This is a genomic window from Lentibacter algarum (assembly GCF_040580765.1).
Taxonomy (GTDB): Bacteria; Pseudomonadota; Alphaproteobacteria; order Rhodobacterales; family Rhodobacteraceae; genus Lentibacter; species Lentibacter algarum.
On the sequence record NZ_CP158687.1, the window covers coordinates 3,242,583 to 3,259,630 of the forward strand.

The 17,048-nt window shown below is 53.8% G+C and carries 13 protein-coding genes; 11 read left to right on the forward strand and 2 right to left on the reverse strand.

What is annotated here, in order from left to right; all coding sequences use genetic code 11:
* Positions 1–62: 62 nt before the first annotated feature.
* Positions 63–1,016, reverse strand: coding sequence for a site-specific integrase (locus DSM117340_RS16135; protein ID WP_354689826.1), 954 nt, complete (start codon positions 1,014–1,016; stop codon positions 63–65).
* A 191-nt stretch (positions 1,017–1,207) separates the two neighbouring features.
* Between DSM117340_RS16135 and DSM117340_RS16140 the strand changes: the two genes are divergently transcribed.
* The 7 genes from DSM117340_RS16140 (at position 1,208) to DSM117340_RS16170 (ending at position 9,715) form a co-directional block, all read left to right on the forward strand.
* The gene (locus DSM117340_RS16140) at positions 1,208–2,254 is read left to right on the forward strand and encodes a porin (protein WP_271437380.1); all 1,047 of its coding nucleotides are present in this window, start codon (positions 1,208–1,210) and stop codon (positions 2,252–2,254) included.
* Positions 2,255–2,695: 441 nt separating this feature from the next.
* Positions 2,696–3,712 carry a LacI family DNA-binding transcriptional regulator gene (locus DSM117340_RS16145; protein ID WP_354690045.1) on the forward strand — a complete coding sequence of 339 codons (1,017 nt, stop codon included), beginning with the start codon at positions 2,696–2,698 and terminating at the stop codon, positions 3,710–3,712.
* Between the two features lie 121 nt (positions 3,713–3,833).
* The gene (locus DSM117340_RS16150) at positions 3,834–4,700 is read left to right on the forward strand and encodes a flagellar motor protein MotB (protein WP_089894375.1); all 867 of its coding nucleotides are present in this window, start codon (positions 3,834–3,836) and stop codon (positions 4,698–4,700) included.
* Between the two features lie 94 nt (positions 4,701–4,794).
* Entirely contained in the window at positions 4,795–6,096 is a 1,302-nt protein-coding gene (locus tag DSM117340_RS16155) for a flagellar hook-basal body complex protein (protein WP_177170724.1), read from the forward strand.
* 57 nt (positions 6,097–6,153) lie between these two features.
* Positions 6,154–7,611: a flagellar hook-associated protein FlgK gene (flgK, locus tag DSM117340_RS16160; protein ID WP_089894380.1), complete on the forward strand. Its 1,458-nt coding sequence runs from the start codon at positions 6,154–6,156 to the stop codon at positions 7,609–7,611.
* On the forward strand, positions 7,608–8,615 hold the full coding sequence (locus DSM117340_RS16165) for a flagellin (RefSeq protein WP_089894382.1): 1,008 nt from the start codon (positions 7,608–7,610) through the stop codon (positions 8,613–8,615). Before flgK ends, DSM117340_RS16165 begins: the two co-directional genes overlap by 4 nt.
* 2 nt (positions 8,616–8,617) lie before the next feature.
* Positions 8,618–9,715, forward strand: coding sequence for a flagellar basal body P-ring protein FlgI (locus DSM117340_RS16170; RefSeq protein ID WP_245724485.1), 1,098 nt, complete (start codon positions 8,618–8,620; stop codon positions 9,713–9,715).
* A gap of 3 nt (positions 9,716–9,718) precedes the next feature.
* Here the strand turns inward: DSM117340_RS16170 and DSM117340_RS16175 are convergent, their stop codons facing one another.
* Positions 9,719–10,312 carry a DUF1285 domain-containing protein gene (locus DSM117340_RS16175; protein WP_089894386.1) on the reverse strand — a complete coding sequence of 198 codons (594 nt, stop codon included), beginning with the start codon at positions 10,310–10,312 and terminating at the stop codon, positions 9,719–9,721.
* 68 nt (positions 10,313–10,380) lie between these two features.
* Between DSM117340_RS16175 and DSM117340_RS16180 the strand changes: the two genes are divergently transcribed.
* The 4 genes from DSM117340_RS16180 to DSM117340_RS16195 are packed head-to-tail and all read left to right on the forward strand — an operon-like array spanning position 10,381 to position 17,046.
* Positions 10,381–11,388, forward strand: coding sequence for a MoxR family ATPase (locus DSM117340_RS16180; protein WP_089894389.1), 1,008 nt, complete (start codon positions 10,381–10,383; stop codon positions 11,386–11,388).
* Positions 11,385–12,257: a DUF58 domain-containing protein gene (locus DSM117340_RS16185; RefSeq protein ID WP_089894391.1), complete on the forward strand. Its 873-nt coding sequence runs from the start codon at positions 11,385–11,387 to the stop codon at positions 12,255–12,257. Before DSM117340_RS16180 ends, DSM117340_RS16185 begins: the two co-directional genes overlap by 4 nt.
* Positions 12,254–14,995, forward strand: coding sequence for a DUF4159 domain-containing protein (locus DSM117340_RS16190; protein WP_089894394.1), 2,742 nt, complete (start codon positions 12,254–12,256; stop codon positions 14,993–14,995). The genes DSM117340_RS16185 and DSM117340_RS16190 overlap by 4 nt, the downstream gene beginning before the upstream one ends.
* Positions 14,992–17,046: a hypothetical protein gene (locus tag DSM117340_RS16195; RefSeq protein ID WP_089894396.1), complete on the forward strand. Its 2,055-nt coding sequence runs from the start codon at positions 14,992–14,994 to the stop codon at positions 17,044–17,046. Before DSM117340_RS16190 ends, DSM117340_RS16195 begins: the two co-directional genes overlap by 4 nt.
* The last annotated feature ends 2 nt before the right edge of the window (positions 17,047–17,048 follow it).

A 17,048-nucleotide genomic window follows, 5' to 3' on the forward strand; every position in this document is an offset into this window, starting at 1 on the left:
CAGATAATACGTGTTTGAGTTTGTGTTTGCAGAAGTGACAGACAGGCATAGTGATGCTGGTATCAAATACTATTGCGAGCAACAACAGCACTCATCAGCTCAGTGTGCTCGTGCAGTCTATTAGGTTCAAGATGTGCGTAACGCTGTGTCATCTGCAAGCTGCTGTGTCCAAGCAGCGTCTGTACTTCATACAAGCTCACACCATTGTTGATCAGTGTACTGGCATAGGTGTGACGTAAATCGTGTATGCGCAAGTCTTCAAGCTCAGCCAAGTCACGTGCCACAAACCAAGCAGCATAGAAGCTTTGATAGGCAGTTTGAGTGCGAGGATTTGTAAACACATAGCACTCTTGTGTTGTTGGCAGGTTCAACTGTTCAGCTCGTGTGCGCACATCAAACAATACACCCATAGCTGCAGCACTGAGCACGATGCGGCGTGAGCGTCCATTCTTGCTGCGTGGCACAGTCCAAACACGCTTGTGCAAGTCAATGTCACGCCAACGTGCAAGTCTTGCTTCGCCTTTGCGAGCACCAGTGAGCAACAACAGCTGTACGAACAGATACAAGAAAGGATGGCGATTGGCACGGCAAGCTCTGATCAAGCGCTCTATCTCAGGCTCACTTAGAAAGCGCTGTGTATAGTCGCCAACGCTCAAGCGTTTGATGTTCTGCTGATATGGGTTGGCACTGTCTATATGTCCCCAGTGCCGTGCCAAGTTCAGCATTCTGTTCATAAGATAGATGTGCTTGTTGATGGTGCTGTTCTGGTACCCTCGCAACACCTGCTCACGCACCCAAACGTCAAGCACAGGGTTGGTGAGATCAGCTAACAAGTACGATCCAAGCTGTGTGCGTAGATGAGTGTTATAGATGCTCCAGTCGTGATGAGACTGTCGCTTACTGACTTTTGCGTGTGGGAAGTAATGCTCATCAAAGAACAGATTAAGCGTTAAGTGCTGTACGTTGCTACGATGCTTGTATTTGTGGTTTAGGCTGTGATTGAGGAATGAAAACACGATTAGCTCCAGTATTGTAGAGCCAAACAGTATTGTCACTTGAGCACGTGGACGAGAGCCAAACTATCGCCAAGCTGTCGTTGTATGCAGACATCGACTGTGGCTCTTTGTAAGAATAAGGTCGTGTTTTCGCTACTACAGCGCTAGTCGCAACTGCATCAGTCGCAGCTGCAGACGTAACATTCTCAGGTATGGGTCGTTTTGGTGTAAAATCTGTATCAACAGATCTCGTTAAAGGTACTGCTGCAAAAGCAGGTACTGCTTTGACAACAACAACTGATGACGCGTTCGAAGCAGCCGTAATCAGCGCAGTAGATGCTGGCAACCAAACGGCTGCTGCTGACCAAAATGCTGATTTGAAAACTCTTATTACCACCGAAACAGCTAAAATCGGCACTGGTCTCACGACAGCACAGCTTGCAACTGTAAACAAGAACATCGCATCAGCGACAGCGGCTCTTGCTGCTATCGGTACTGCTGATGAAGTTGCTGATGTTGCCAAGAAAACAACAACAGACATCACATCACGTATGCAGGTTGACGTTAAAGCTTCTGTTGAACTCGATAGCGGTATCACGCTTGGCGCACGTACACGCTTCCGCTCAACAGATGGCGCAGCCGGTGTTGGCTTCAACGCACCGACATTCTCAATGTCAACAGGTGGTCTGACAGTGGTTGTTGGTAACAACTACGGTCAAATGTACACAGCTGGTGCTGGCGGTTACAACGTTGGTCTGACTGGTCTTGGCTTTGAAGCAGATGCGTTCACTGGCTTTGATGAGTACTCATCAAACGGTACAGGTCCACAAGGCGCCGATGTGAACTACACTGTTGGTAACCTTACAATGGGTGTTTCACACGCAAAAGGTTCAGGAAGCACACAAGCGGCTGTTTCATACTCAGCAGGCTCAGTTACAATTGCAGCGGGTATGCAAGACGGTAAAGCAAAAGCTGACGACTACTCAGTTGCTTCTGTTGACTATGCATTCGGCAACGGTAGCGTTGGCTTGAAGTATGGCGACAACAACGGCACCAAAACAACAGTACTTGGTGGTTCTTTTGACATTGCTGCAGCAACATCGCTTACAGCATTTGTTAAAGACACAAACACAGCTACTGTGAAGAACGTATACGGCATTGGTGTTTCGCACGACCTCGGCGGCGCGAAGCTTCAAGCTGGTTATGTTGATAACGCAGACGGTTCAGTTGCCGACTTCGGCATCGTGTTCAACTTCTAATCCACTGGGGATTTGGAGTAAGGGAAAGAGCGGGCTTCGGCTCGCTCTTTTCACGTTTGGGGGCTGTTTTTCGGGTGAAAACGGGCGATGTTCTCAAACGGATTTTGCTGCAAATAGGATTTCTTGGTATTTGCAGGTATTGTTATTGAAATACACTTCAGCGCGTTTTTGAATTGGCCCTTTCAACCGCTGTTTTTTGCGGTGATGAGCTACACTCTCTGGTCTTATTGAGAGCCATGTGCGGGGCTTGATTTGGCGCGCTTAGAGCCTGCGATCCGCACATCATTTTATATTAACCAAGATTTTTCAAGCATGGTTAACGCCGCTTAACGTTAACCATTCTGAAGTGCAAGTGTTTACAGGCCGGCTGCGAACACGCTTGCGGCGGGTGGGCTGGTTGCGCTAGCATCGAGGCGCACCAAGGCGAGGGTTTTGACCGTGATGAAGCGCAGTGTTCGGCCTCTGACACTCAGAGATGTTTCGGAGGCCTCCGGTGTTTCGGAGATGACGGTGAGCCGCGTTTTGCGAAACCGAGGCGATGTCTCGGATGCAACGCGGGAAAAAGTGCTCGCGGCGTCAAAGCGTCTTGGCTATGTGCCCAACAAGATTGCGGGCGCTTTGGCGAGCCAGCGGGTCAATCTTGTGGCTGTGATTATCCCTTCGATGAAGAATATGGTGTTTCCCGAGGTATTGTCGGGTGTGACCAGTGTTCTGGAGGACAGCGGCTTGCAGCCTGTTGTCGGAATCACCGATTATTTGCCTGAGAAAGAAGAGAAGGTGCTTTATGAGATGCTCTCATGGCGGCCTTCGGGTGTGATCATTGCGGGGCTGGAGCACTCTGACAATGCGCGGGCTATGTTGGCAGCCTCGGGTATCCCTGTTGTTGAGATTATGGATGTGGATGGAGAGCCCGTCGATACGGCCGTGGGCATTAGCCACCGCGCGGCGGGGCGCAAGATGGGCGAAGCTATTGTCGCCGCTGGGCACAAGCGGATCGCGTTTCTGGGCACAAAGATGCCGCTGGATCACCGCGCAAGGAAGCGCTTTGAGGGCTTTACGCAGGCGCTGGCCAAGGCTGGTATCGAAATGGCTGATCAGGAATTTTACTCGGGCGGTTCGGCTTTGGCCAAGGGGCGCGAGATGACTAAGGCGGTGCTCGAGCGCACGCCAGATCTTGATTTTATCTATTATTCCAATGACATGATCGGCGCGGGCGGTTTGCTGTATTGTCTTCAGGCAGGGCTCGATGTGCCTGGACAGATCGGCTTGGCAGGGTTTAACGGCGTTGAGCTATTGCAAGGCTTGCCCAAGATGTTGGCGACTATGGATGCGTGCCGAGCCGAGATTGGCCGTAAGGCGGCGGAGATTATTCTTGCGAGATCGGCCGATGAGGCTGTGAAGTTTGATGAGAAGATCGAGCTGACGCCGCGCATCGCCCCTGGAGATACGATGCGCTAAGGCGTTTTGGGCGCGCCTTAATAAAGCCTTTATAGATCACAGGAATGCCTTGTTTTGTTAAGGCACCGGTAAGAGTTGAAGTTTAGCTCTGAGGGTGGGTGAGTAAAACAAGGTGGTGAGTATGAGCGCGCAGAGCAATTTGGCGCCAGTTATCATCAAGAGAAAGAAGAAAGTTGTAGGCGGTGGGCATCACGGCGGTGCCTGGAAAGTTGCTTATGCGGATTTCGTGACGGCTATGATGGCCTTTTTTCTTTTGATGTGGCTGTTAAACGCAACAACAGAACAGCAACGCAAAGGTGTGGCGGATTACTTCAGTCCCACCGTTCCGATTGCCCGCGTTTCGGGCGGCGGAGACGGCAACTTTGGCGGAGACTCTGTCTTTTCGGAAATGACAATGCCGAAGAACGGCACGGGCGCGAGCAATCTTCATGCGACTGAGTCAGTCCAAGCGCGTGGCGAGACGGGCATGTCGGCTGATGGCGAGGATGCGAACTCAGAGAAAGGCGGCGGCGCTGAAATGGAAGAAGCCTACCGCAAGATTGAAGAGGCCCTGATGGGTATTGGTGGTGAGAGCATTGTCGAAAAAGACCAGATGAAGCACATTGTCACGCGCGTTACGGACGAAGGGATGATCATCGAGATTTTTGATCTGGAAGGGCTCGCTCTCTTTGAAGAGGGGAGCGACAAACCCACAGTTGTGCTTAAGGATCTTGCCGATGTGATTGCGCGGGTGTCGGGGCTTGTTGAGAATGATATCGCGATCGGAGCACATATGCGGGCCGCCCCTGTTGTGCTTGCCGACAATCCTGTTTGGAGCCTGACTGCGGAGCGCGCTAATAAAATGCGCGAGATGTTGGAAGACCGTGGACTGGCTCGGGGCAGGTTTAAGCGCCAGACAGGTCATGCCGATAAATCGCTCGCAGTGAAGAACCCGATGGCCGTGCGCAACAACCGTCTGGAGATTGTTTTGCTGAGGTCTGACCGCTGAAACTCTGTTGAATTTTAGATGTTAGCCTGGTGTTAAGTGTGAAGCGTTAGGTCTGTTGCTCAATAAGCGTTTGATGCAGCAGAAAGGCGTATTCATGACCATTTCCTCCTCCCTCAATGCCGGCGTCGCGGGCTTGACGGCCAATGCGACAAGGCTCGCCACGATCTCAGATAATATCGCTAACTCTGCGACTTATGGTTATAAGCGGATGGAAGCGGATTTTCATTCGATGGTCATTTCGTCGACGGGGGGCACGTATTCGGCGGGGGGCGTTAGAACGACAACGCAGCGTTTGATCGATGAGCGTGGAGCGCTTGTTGCGACATCAAACCCAACTGATCTTGCTGTGCGTGGCAATGGGCTTTTGCCTGTTGCTCGGGATAGCGAGATCAACACTGGCAACGGCCAGTCCCAAATGTTGCTTGCAACGACTGGATCGTTCCGAACGGACTCAAGCGGATACTTGCGTAGCGAAGCGGGACTTGTTTTGCTTGGTTGGCCAGCGCTACCAGATGGTAGCATTCCGACCTACCCGCGGGATACATCTGATGGTCTCAAGCCTGTACAGGTAAATGTGAACCAGTTTTCTGGCGAGCCTACGACGAAAATTGATCTTGGTGTGAACCTGCCTGCTACGTCGACAGAGTCGGGCGCATCGGGTGCGGCTTCTGAGCTCTCTGTCGAATATTACGACAATATGGGAACGTCTGAGAATATTTCTATTTCGTTTACTCCGACCGTCCCTGCGACAGGGGTATCGAATGAATGGACTATGCTAATTAGTGATTCTGCTACGCCGGGTGTGGTGATTGGAGAATATACTCTGACGTTTGATGACAGTCGCACGGCTGGCGGCACTCTGGCCTCTGTTGCAACAGTGTCGGGAGGCGTGTTTGATCCTGTGTCAGGTGATCTGGAGGTCATTGTGGATGGGGGGCCGATGACGATCAATATCGGCGCGACCGGCACCTCTGACGGGCTGACACAGCTTTCGGATAGCTTCGCACCTGTCGCGATTTCAAAAGACGGCACGCCTGTTGGCAATATGACTTCGGTTGAGGTTGACCAGAATGGTTTGGTGCATGCGTATTTTGATACTGGGATTTCGAGAACAATTTATCAAATCCCCCTTGTTTCTGTTCCCAACCCAAATGGAATGGTAGCATTTGACCAACAAACCTATTTGCCCTCGCCCGAGAGCGGCTCTTACTTTTTGTGGGATGCGAGTGATGGGCCGACAGGAGATATTGTCGCCTTTGCGCGCGAGGAATCGACGACAGATGTAGCGGGAGAATTGACCGCGATGATCGAGACGCAACGCGCCTACACGTCGAACGCAAAAGTTATCCAGACAGTGGATGAGATGCTGCAAGAGACGGCCAATATCAAACGATAAACCTAAGGCGCGCGGCAAAATGCGGCGCGCTCCTTTGAACATATTCAAGGTGGTGACATGTCTTTAACCGGAGCACTTTCCAATGCGATTAGCGGCCTGACAGCGGCAACACGCTCAGCGCAGGTTGTCTCATCCAATATGGCTAATTCCATGACGGAAGGTTATGGGCGGCGTGATGTTGAATTGCAGTCACAGGACACGCGAGGTGGCGGAGTAAGTGTGGTCGCGACTGTGCGCCACCGTGAGCCAGCTCTTGTAGCGGAGATGCGCGATGCAAACGCGGACCGTTCGGCACAAAGCAGTGTAGCGGGATTTCACAGCAAACTTGAACAGCTGGTTGGCACGCCAGACTCCGCTAGCTCGTTGACGTCGCGTCTTGCAAGCTTTGAGGCCTCATTGGTTTCGGCGGCGAGCCGTCCTGACCTGTCTGGACGTCTTGACCAAGTGGTGCGAGAGGCCAACTCAATAACGCGGAGTTTGAACACGGCGAGCCAAGGTATTCAGGATATGCGTGTTTCGGCGGATCGCTCTATTCAGACGGCTGTCAGCGCATTGAATACCAAGCTTGTGCAAGTGCAGGAGCTCAACGTGCAAATTGCTGGTGGATCGGCCGCCAAGCGGGACGTTTCGGCCCTGTTTGATCACCGTGAAGCGTTGATTGGTGAGATTGCGGAGCTGGTTCCTGTCAAGGAAATGCGACGCCCTAATCAAGGTGTTGCGCTCTATACGCAGGGGGGCGCGCTTTTGCTTGACGGGAATGCTGCCGAGCTCGCCTTTACCAATGCAAACACGATTGTGCCACATATGACGCAAGCTGGCGGCCTTCTTTCGGGCATTACAATCAATGGCGTTGATGTTTCGGTTGATCCTGAACACGGCCCCTTGCGCGGCGGACAGCTCGGGGCATTCTTTGAAATACGGGATGACTTGGCTGTTGGAGCGCAGGCTGAATTGGATGCCGTTGCACGCGATTTGAGCGAGCGGATGCAAGACGCGGGATTAGACCCCACTACGCCAACGGGCGCTGCGGGTTTGTTTACGGATGCTGGAGTCTATGTTGAAGCAGCCAACGAGGTTGGGCTGGCGAGCAGGATTAGCGTCAATGCGGTGGTTGATCCGGATCGAGGCGGCGAAAGCTGGCGCTTGCGAGACGGATTGGGCGCTGCGGTACGCGGGCCAGTTGGGAATGCAGAGCTGCTTCAATCTTTTTCTTCCGCTTTGAGCAGTACGCGTAGCTATGCTTCTGGTGGATTTGCGGGCCAAATTGCGGCCGCCTCTGATTTGGCAAGTTTGGTGACTGAGAAGTTTGGTTCACAGCGGCTCGGCGCGGAGCAAAAGTTGACCTTTGCCGCAGTGCGCGCCACCGAAGCGGAGCAGTTCCTTATGGAAGACGGCGTTGATACCGACCGCGAACTGCAAAGACTCATGCTGATCGAGCAGGCATACGCCGCAAATGCGCGCGTTTTGCAGACTGTGGATGACATGATGAATGCATTGATGGGAGCGCTAAGATGAGCTCAATTTCTCTAGGTGACATGGCGCAGTCTGTCTATTTGCGCCGCCAAAATACAGAACTCAAAACTGAAATGTCGCGTCTGACCAGTGAACTTTCGAGCGGGCAGGTACAGGATGTGATCAAGCATTTGGGGGGTGATCTCAATTATCTCACTGATGTTGAACGCAGCCTTCACTTGAACAGTGTTTTTGCTGCGTCTGCCACAGAAGCGGTGGGCTTTTCTGGGGCGATGCAAGCGAGTCTTGAGAAGGTGCAACACAGCATTAGTGATTTGGGCGGGAATATTTTGAGCCTTGGTGCGAACTCTGGGGAATATGCCGCGAGCCACCTTTCGGAGAAAGGTCGCAACGTGATTGAGGGGCTTGTGGCCACGCTCAATACTTCTGTTGCTGGTCGTGCGCTTTTTTCTGGAAGCGCGACAGATAGTGCGGCGCTGGCAAGCGCTGATGATATCCTGGCGGATCTTCGATCTGCACTCGCCGGCCAAACGACACTGGCTGGAGTTGAGGCGGTTATGGATGGATGGTTTGGTGCTTCTGGCGGCTTTGAAGCAGTTGGGTACACTGGTGGTTTGAGCGATATGTCAGCGTTTCATCTGGGCGATGGTGAGCGCATTGATTTGAAGATTAAAGGCGATGATGAGGTTTTTCGGGCTACTCTCAAGTCGGCGGCTATGGCGGCGCTATCTTATGATCCTGCGCTTGCGCTCTCGAACGGAACACGTGTCGAGATGCTCGGTCGCGCGGGAGAGTTGAGTCTTGGCGCTGTTGATAGTTTGACGACAGCACGAGCGACGCTTGGGTATGCTGAAGCTCGAATTGAAGAAGCGAGTGTGCGTTTGACCGCTCAGAATACCAGTTTGGAGATTGCGCGCTCAGAGCTTATTTCGGCGGATCCGTATGATACGATTGTTAAGCTTGAAGAAACTCAATTCAGGCTCGAAAGCCTTTACACTGCAACGGTAAAGCTATCGCAGCTGTCGCTTGTGGGGTTCTTGAGATGAAGATGCTTTTTGCAATTTTTGTCGCTTTCTTGGGTTGCTCAGGAGCAGCATTGGCCAGCGATGTTAGGATCAAGGACCTCGTTGAGTTTGATGGTGTGCGCGGCAACGACCTGATCGGGTATGGCCTAGTCGTTGGTTTGAATGGCACTGGCGATGGCATTCGAAACGCACCATTTACCGAAGAGATTATGTCAAACATTCTTGAGCGTCTTGGTGTCAATGTGAGTGGCGAGCAATATCGACCCAAGAATGTCGCTGCTGTTTTTGTTACAGCCGAATTGCCAGCTTTTGCCCGAGCTGGTGGGACGATTGATGTGAATGTATCTGCGATCGGGGATGCTAAGAGCCTGATGGGGGGGACGTTGATCATGACACCGCTTAACGCAGCGGACGGACAGATCTACGCTGTGGCACAAGGCACAATTATTGCAGGCGGGGCGGCGGCCGAAGGCGAGGCTGGAGGCGTTGTCAAAGGGGTACCGACAGCTGGTGTTATTCCTTCGGGTGCGCGCGTTGAACGCGAGATTGAGTTTGAGCTCTCTTCCCTGACAACGTTGAGGCTGGCCTTGCGTGAGGCTGATTTTACGACAGCGGGGCGGATTGAAAAGGCGATCAATCGCAACTTTGGTAAGCGCGTCGCTTCGATGCTTGATTCTGGAACCGTTCAGATCAGTGTCGAGGCAACGGGGCGGCGCTCAACAGCGCATGCGATTGGTGAGATTGAAAATATTCTGGTGCGCCCCGAGCGACGTGCGCGAGTTGTTGTTGATCAGCGCTCTGGAACGATTGTGATGGGTGAGGATGTGCGTATCTCTCGGGTTGCTGTGAGCCAAGGGGGGCTAACTTTGCGTATCCAGGAAGCGCCACTCGCAATACAGCCGAACCCGTTTTCCGAAGGCGAGACAGTGGTTGTTCCACGCACCAATGCGGCGATCGAAGAGGAACCGGGGATCAGCCTTGCCGAAGTGCCCGACGGAACGACTCTTTCAGAGGTGATTGCAGGGCTCAATGCTCTGGGTGTGAAGCCTCGCGATATGATTGATATTCTAAAGAGTATTAAGGCTGCAGGCGCGCTTCATGCAGAATTTGTGGTGCACTAGTCTCTATTGGCTGAGTTCTGCTGACGGTATGATCGGGAAGAACTGTCCGCCCGACCAAAACCCAAACCAGTCTTTGCCCTCGTAGATCTCTGATGTGCCAATATCAACAAGACGATAGAAACTCTTGCGATCAATCAAGGCATCTAGATTGGCGCGGATGCGAACATAGGGCGATGGCTCGCCTGTTTTGGGGTCGCGCTCGATCCGAATAGGAGCGTCTGGACCTGCTTTGACAGTGTCAGCGACATTTGTTGTGAAGGTGAGCGCTTGTGCTTGGCCCGAGCCTTCGACTTCGAAATCGACAGCGACAAACGGGGCATCGTCAACTGTGATCCCTACTTTTTCGACGGGTGTAACAAGCACGTAGGAGTCGCCGTCTTTGCGCAAAATAGTGGAAAAGAGGCGTACAAGCTCGGGGCGACCGATCGGTGTCCCCATGTAAAACCATGTGCCGTCGCGAGCGATGCGAATATCAAGATCCCCGCAATGTGGCGGATTCCACAAATGCACAGGAGGAATTCCACGCCCTTTGGCAGCGGCGCGCGCAGAGGCGGCAATGCTTTCAGCGTTTGGGATCACGGGATTTTGTCCGCTCATTGTTTTTGCCATTTGTAAGTTTGTGTTTAGACTGACTTCAAACGTAGTGTTTCATTTGGAGAATTGCCATGGCTGATGCAGACAATCTGCTCACGGAGATCGAGGCACTTGAAGGCAGGTTGACGGCAGCCAAGGCTGAGATTACCCGCCGTTTTATTGGGCAGGAGCGAGTTGTGGACTTGACGCTTTCGGCCCTTTTGTGCGGCGGACACGGCCTTTTGATTGGCCTTCCTGGCTTGGGTAAAACCCGACTTATTGAAACGCTTTCTACTGTCATGGGCCTTGATGGCAAGCGCGTACAGTTCACCCCTGATCTGATGCCTGCCGATATTCTTGGCTCTGAAGTCCTTGAAACTGGGGCCGATGGAAGTCGTGCATTCAAGTTTATTGAGGGTCCGATTTTTTGCCAACTTTTGATGGCGGATGAGATCAACCGTGCAAGTCCGCGCACACAGTCCGCGCTTTTGCAGGCGATGCAGGAGCGGCAAGTCAGCGTTTCGGGCCAGACCCGTGATTTGGCCAAGCCGTTTCATGTTTTGGCAACACAAAATCCGATCGAGCAGGAGGGCACTTATCCACTCCCTGAGGCGCAGCTTGACCGTTTTCTTGTCCGAATTGATGTCGGATATCCTGATCTCGCCACGGAGCGCGAGATATTGCAGGCAACAACAGGAGAGGCCGAGGACAGTGTGACCAATGTCTTTTCAGCGGAAGAGCTCTTAGCTGCACAGACACTATTGCGTCGCATGCCTGTGGGCGAAGGCGTGATGGAGAGTATTTTGGCCCTTGTTCGGGCTTTTCGACCTGACGAAGCGGACGCTTCTGAGCGGGTGCGCGAGAGCGTTGCGTGGGGGCCTGGGCCTCGGGCGAGTCAGGCCTTTATGTTGACTGTTCGCGCGCGTGCTTTGTTGCAGGGGAGACTTGCGCCAGATCTGTCTGATGTGATTGCGATGGCGAAACCTGTTTTGAAGCACCGTATGGCGCTTAATTTTGCAGCTCTTGCGCGGGGGGAGAGCCTGGATGGTTTGATTGAGGCGGAGATTGCCAAGAGTGCGCGGTTGAAAGACGTAGCATGACGGACGCGCTGCCTCTGCGCAGCCGCGCTGAAGCGGCGACGGCAAACCTCGCCGCGCTTTTGGCGCGGGCTGAACAGTTGGCTGCCGCGGTGATGCCTGGTGGGCATGGCCGGCGGCGTGCCGGTGCGGGGGATGATTTCTGGCAATACCGGCCTGTGCAGGCGGGAGACACGCTCCGCATGGTCGACTGGCGTAGATCGGCACAGTCTGACGCGCAGTTTGTGCGACAAAAAGAATGGCAAATTTCACAATCGGTTTTCTTTTGGGTGGATCGCGCGCGTTCGATGCAGTTTGCGAGTGGGCCACATCTGCCCCAAAAAATAGATCGTGCGCAGCTCGTGAGTCTTGCTGCCGGGATTCTGTTGTCGCGGGGGGGTGAGCGAATTGGCTTGTCTGGTGAGGATCTTCCGCCGCGTGCGGGCTCAAAACAACTTCAACGCTTTGCCGAACTTTTGGTGTGTCAGAAGACAGAAGACTATGCCGCGCCACAAGTTTCGGCCGTGACGAAGAATGCATTTGTGATCTTCGTCTCTGACTTTTTGGGCGACATTGAGTCCACAGAGGCGGCTTTGCGGGAGGCTTCTGGGAAGGGTGCTCGGGGCGTTTGTTTGCAAATTCTTGATCCTGTGGAAGAGAGTTTCCCTTTTAGGGGCCGCGCAATTTTTGACTCGGTTGGCGGCTCTCTTCGACATGAAACACTGCAAGCAGCAGACTTGAGCGCGCGTTATTTGGAGCGTTTGGCAGAGCGAAAAGCGCGCTTGCACGAAATTTGCAGTCAAACAGGCTGGACCTTCAGCACACATCACACAAATGCGCCTGCGCAGGCGGCTGTGTTGTGGCTTTATAATATGATTGAAGGTCCGAAATGACGTTTGGTTCTGTCTTGTTTACTGCGCCTTACCTTCTGTTGGCTTTGCTGGCCCTACCAATTTTGTGGCTTTTGTTGCGAGCTGTTCCGCCAGCGCCGATCAAGCATCTGTTTCCTGCGGTGGCTTTGCTTATTGGCTTGAAAGATAGAGATACAAGCACGGACCGCACGCCTTGGTGGCTTTTGCTGCTGCGCATGTTGGCTGTTGCTGCGGTAATTGTTGGGCTGGCGGGACCAGTGCTTAATCCGACCGATAGAGCAGGTACGGGTAGCGAACGACTTTTGATTGTGTTGGATGCGAGCTGGGCAAGTGCAGCAGACTGGCCCCAGCGCCAAGAGTATCTCGCTGGGGTATTGCAGGATGCGGCGCAAGAGGGACGAACTGTTGGGGTCTTGAGCTTGACGCGGCCAGAGACGGTTGTGTTCCAAGCTGCGCAGGTTTGGTTGCGCGCTTTGGCTGGATTGCAACCCGAGCCTTGGGAGGCGGCAAATGCTGTGGACTTGGAGCCGGTTTTACCAGAAGGGCCATTTGATACGCTTTGGTTGAGTGATGGCGTTGCACGCGACACACGCTCCGATGCTTTGGCTTTGTTTGAGGCGCGCGGGACCGTCGAAGTGACCGAAGGGATGCGACCTATATTGGCGTTGTCCTTTGCAGAGCTGGATGGCGAGGGAGTTGGACTGGCGGTGCAGCGGGTACAGCAAGGAGTTGTGCGTGATGTTATTGTGCAAGCGATTGGTCCGGACCCTGCCGGTATTGAACGAGTCTTGGATGAGCTGGCAACTGAGTTTGAAACTGGTGCTGGGGACGTAGAAGCGCGGTTTGTGCTGCCTGCAGAGTTGCAGGCCCGTGTGAGCCGATTTGTGATCAAGGGACAGGGGCATGCTGGAGCTGTTGTCCTCACGGATGACAGTTTGCGGCGGCGTGATATTGCGCTCGTGGACTCGCGGGTGAACCGTGAAGGGCTCGAGCTCTTGTCGCCGTTACACTACCTTGAAAAGGCACTCGTGGAGTCCTCGAATTTGCGGATTGGTAGTCTCGATGAGGTTTTGCTTGCGGGGCCTGATGTGGTGATTTTGGCAGATATTGCCGAGATGACTGAGGCGAGCGAGACGGCGCTGATTGAGTGGACAAATGAAGGCGGACTTTTGGTTCGCTTTGCTGGGCCTCGTCTTGCGGCGAGTGAAGTTAGTAGAAGTGTGGAGCATCCCTTGCTTCCTGTGCGCCTGAGGGCTGGTGGACGGTTTGTAGGCGGTGCGATGAGCTGGGGTGAGCCGAAAACGCTTGCGCCGTTTGAACAGGGCTCGCCATTTTTTGGTTTGACGGTGTCAGATGAACTTCGGGTCACTGCGCAGGTAGTTGCGCAACCTGATCCGCAGCTATCCGAGCGGGTGATTGCACGGCTGAGTGATGGAACGCCACTCGTGACACGAAAGGCGCTTGGGCAGGGGGAAGTTGTCTTGTTCCATATTTCTGCCAATGCGGAGTGGTCGACTTTACCATTGTCTGGTTTGTTTGTCAGAATGCTTGAGAGACTGTCTGTCGCCACGTCTGCGACGTCTTTGGATACAAATGAAATAGCAGGCACAATCTGGAAGCCTGTGAAGAGGCTTGATGCGTTTGGCCGCCTGCAAGATGCTCAAGATATGAGTGGTGTGGCTGGAGAAGACATTTTGAGTCAGGAAATTGGAACAGATGTTCCGCCAGGGATATATGAAGGGCCAGGAAGACGCCTTGCGAGAAACGTGATTGCTCCAGAACGAAAGCTTGAGCCAGCGGTTTGGCCACAGCGCATTGCGGTTAGCAGCTTTGGCGGGCCTCAAGAGCGGATGCTGGGTGGGCCTTTGTTTGGCTTTGCTCTTTTGCTTCTGGCACTTGATGTTCTCGCGACACTTCTGCTGTCAGGCCGCTTGCGCCAGCCCGTTGTGGCGATGTTGGCGGTTACTCTTTTGGCGCTGGGCCAAAGTGCAGAGGCGCAGGAAGATGCGCGCGCCATCAGTGCAACTGGTGAGATTGTCTTGGCGCATGTTGTCACGGGCAACAGGCAGGTGGACGATATTGCGCTGGCAGGGCTTGCTGGGCTTTCAGACACACTCTTTTTTAGAACATCTGTCGAGCCAGAGCCGCCTCAATCAGTCGATCTGGAGCGCGATGAGATTGCTTTTTATCCGCTGTTGTATTGGCCTGTTACGCCAGAGCAAACAACACCCTCGCCTGCCGCGTATCTTAAGCTCAATGCATACTTGCGCGCCGGTGGAATGATTTTGTTTGATACACGTGATTCAAACGTTTCGAAGTTTGGAGCGGCTAGCCCTGCTGGACAGGCTTTGCGCAGGCTTGCGGCGCCGCTTGATATTCCTGAACTTGAGCCTGTACCTGAGGATCACGTCCTGACGCGAACGTTTTATCTCTTGCAGGACTTCCCCGGCCGACATGCCAGCCATGACGTTTGGGTGGAAGCTTCGCCTGCTGAAGCTGTGCAGGCGGAGGGCATGCCGTTTCGGAATCTGAATGACGGAGTGAGCCCTGTCGTGATTGGTGGCAATGACTGGGCGGCAGCTTGGGCTGTAGATCAACGTGGGACGCCGCTTCTCCCTATCGGGCGCGGGTTTGCGGGGGAGCGGCAGCGGGAGATGGCTTTCAGGTTTGGTGTGAACCTTGTGATGCATGTGCTTACGGGCAACTACAAGTCTGATCAGGTTCACGTGCCAGCGCTTCTTGAAAGGCTGGGGCAATGAGCTTGGGCGTTGTTTTCGATCCGCTTCTGAGTTGGCCAATCTGGTTTGTCTTGGCCGCGCTTTCAGCTTTTGCTGTTGGATTTTCCATATGGCGAAGGCTTGCTGGAGCATGGTTGAGGCTATTGGCGGCGGCGCTTGTGCTGCTTGTGCTTGCGGGCCCGATTTTACAGCAGGAAGAGCGCGATGCGCTGAGTGATATTGTTTTTGTTTTGACGGACCGGAGCGCCAGCCAAGAGCTGGGCGAGCGCGCAGAACAGACGGATCGCGCTGAAGCTGATGTTTTGCAACAGCTGCGGGCGCGCAGGAATACGGAGATTCGTGAAGTTTCGGTGATCGACGGATTGGGCGACGGGGGAACGCAAATCATGAGTGCTTTAGCCAAAGCACTCGCAGAAGAACCGCGAAGCCGTGTTGCGGGCGCTGTACTGATCAGTGACGGTTTGGTGCATGACATCGAGGCGATGCCTGAGGTGCAAGCGCCTGTGCATTTGCTCAGGACGGGCTCTACTACAGACTGGGACCGCCGTTTGACTGTGGAAAATGCGCCTGGTTTTGGGATTATTGGAGAGCAGATCGAGCTGACTTTGCGGATTGAAGATCAAGGAGCAGCGCCTGTTGGAGAGGGGTTCACACAACTTTCTATATCGATCGGCGCGGAGGATCCGATTCGCTTTGATGTTCCGATTGGCCGTGACATTCTCGTGCCGGTCAGTCTGCCACATGGTGGGCGAAATGTGGTCAAGTTCGATATTCCAGAAAGCGACGGCGAGCTGACTGCGCGTAACAATTCATATTTGCTTGAAATCAATGGTGTGCGGGATCGTCTGCGTGTTTTGCTCGTGTCTGGGGAACCGCATGCTGGGGGTCGGACATGGCGCAATCTTTTGAAGTCGGACAGCTCTGTTGATCTTGTTCACTTTACAATTTTGCGCCCACCAGAAAAGCATGATGGCGTGCCTGTGGGAGAGCTTTCTTTGATTGCTTTTCCGACGCGGGAGCTCTTTATCGAGAAAATTAAGGACTTCGATCTGATTGTTTTTGACCGCTACAAGCGGCGAGGGATTTTGCCGTCCGAGTATCTCGAGAATGTTCGTGACTACGTCGAGAGCGGTGGCGCAGTGTTGATTGCGGCAGGACCAGACTTTGCCTCTGCGGACAGTTTGTATCGCTCTCCATTGGGGCAGATTGTGCCCGCTCGTCCGACGGCGCGAGTGATTGAGCAAGGATTTCGGCCGAGCATAAGCGAAACTGGACGACGCCATCCTGTGACTCGCGGGCTGGACGGGCAGGCTGCGGAGGCGGACTGGGGCCGTTGGATGCGGCAGATTGAGCTTGCTGATGTGACAGGGGATGTCTTGATGGAGGGCTTTGAGGGCGAGCCTCTCTTGGTGCTTGATCGTGTTGGCGAAGGGCGGGTTGCTTTGCTTGCGTCGGATCACGCTTGGCTTTGGGCGCGGGGATATGAAGGTGGTGGTCCACAGCTCGAGCTGCTGCGGCGGCTCTCACATTGGATGATGAAGGAACCTGATCTTGAGGAGGAGGCCCTTTCAGCGGAAGCTGCTGAAGGCGGACTTAAGATCACACGGCGCAGTTTGTTAGAGGGTGCGAATGTAGTTGTCGTTACCCGCCCGTCAGGGGACAAAAGCGAAGTTACTTTGGAAGAAATTAGTCCTGGCGTCTTTGAGGGAAGCTTCGCTGCAAGCGATGCTGGGCTTTACCGGTTGGATGATGGCGCTTTGGCGTCTGTTGTCGGCTTAGGGCCCGCCTCGCCACGGGAGTTTGTTGACACAATTGCAAGCACCGAGATTTTGGCGCCTTTGATCAATGCTCAGCAGGGTGGCACATTTGCTGTTGAAGACAGGCTCCCACGTCTGCGCAATATCCGCGAAGGACGTAATGCAGCCGGGGCGAATTGGATGGGGCTGACGCCGCGAGGCGCTTACGAGACCGTAGGCCTGAAGCAATACGCTTTGGTGCCGCCTTGGGCTGCACTGCTTTTCTTCGCGGTGTTTATCGTCTTTGGATGGTTGCGCGAAGGACGACGGCGCTAGCG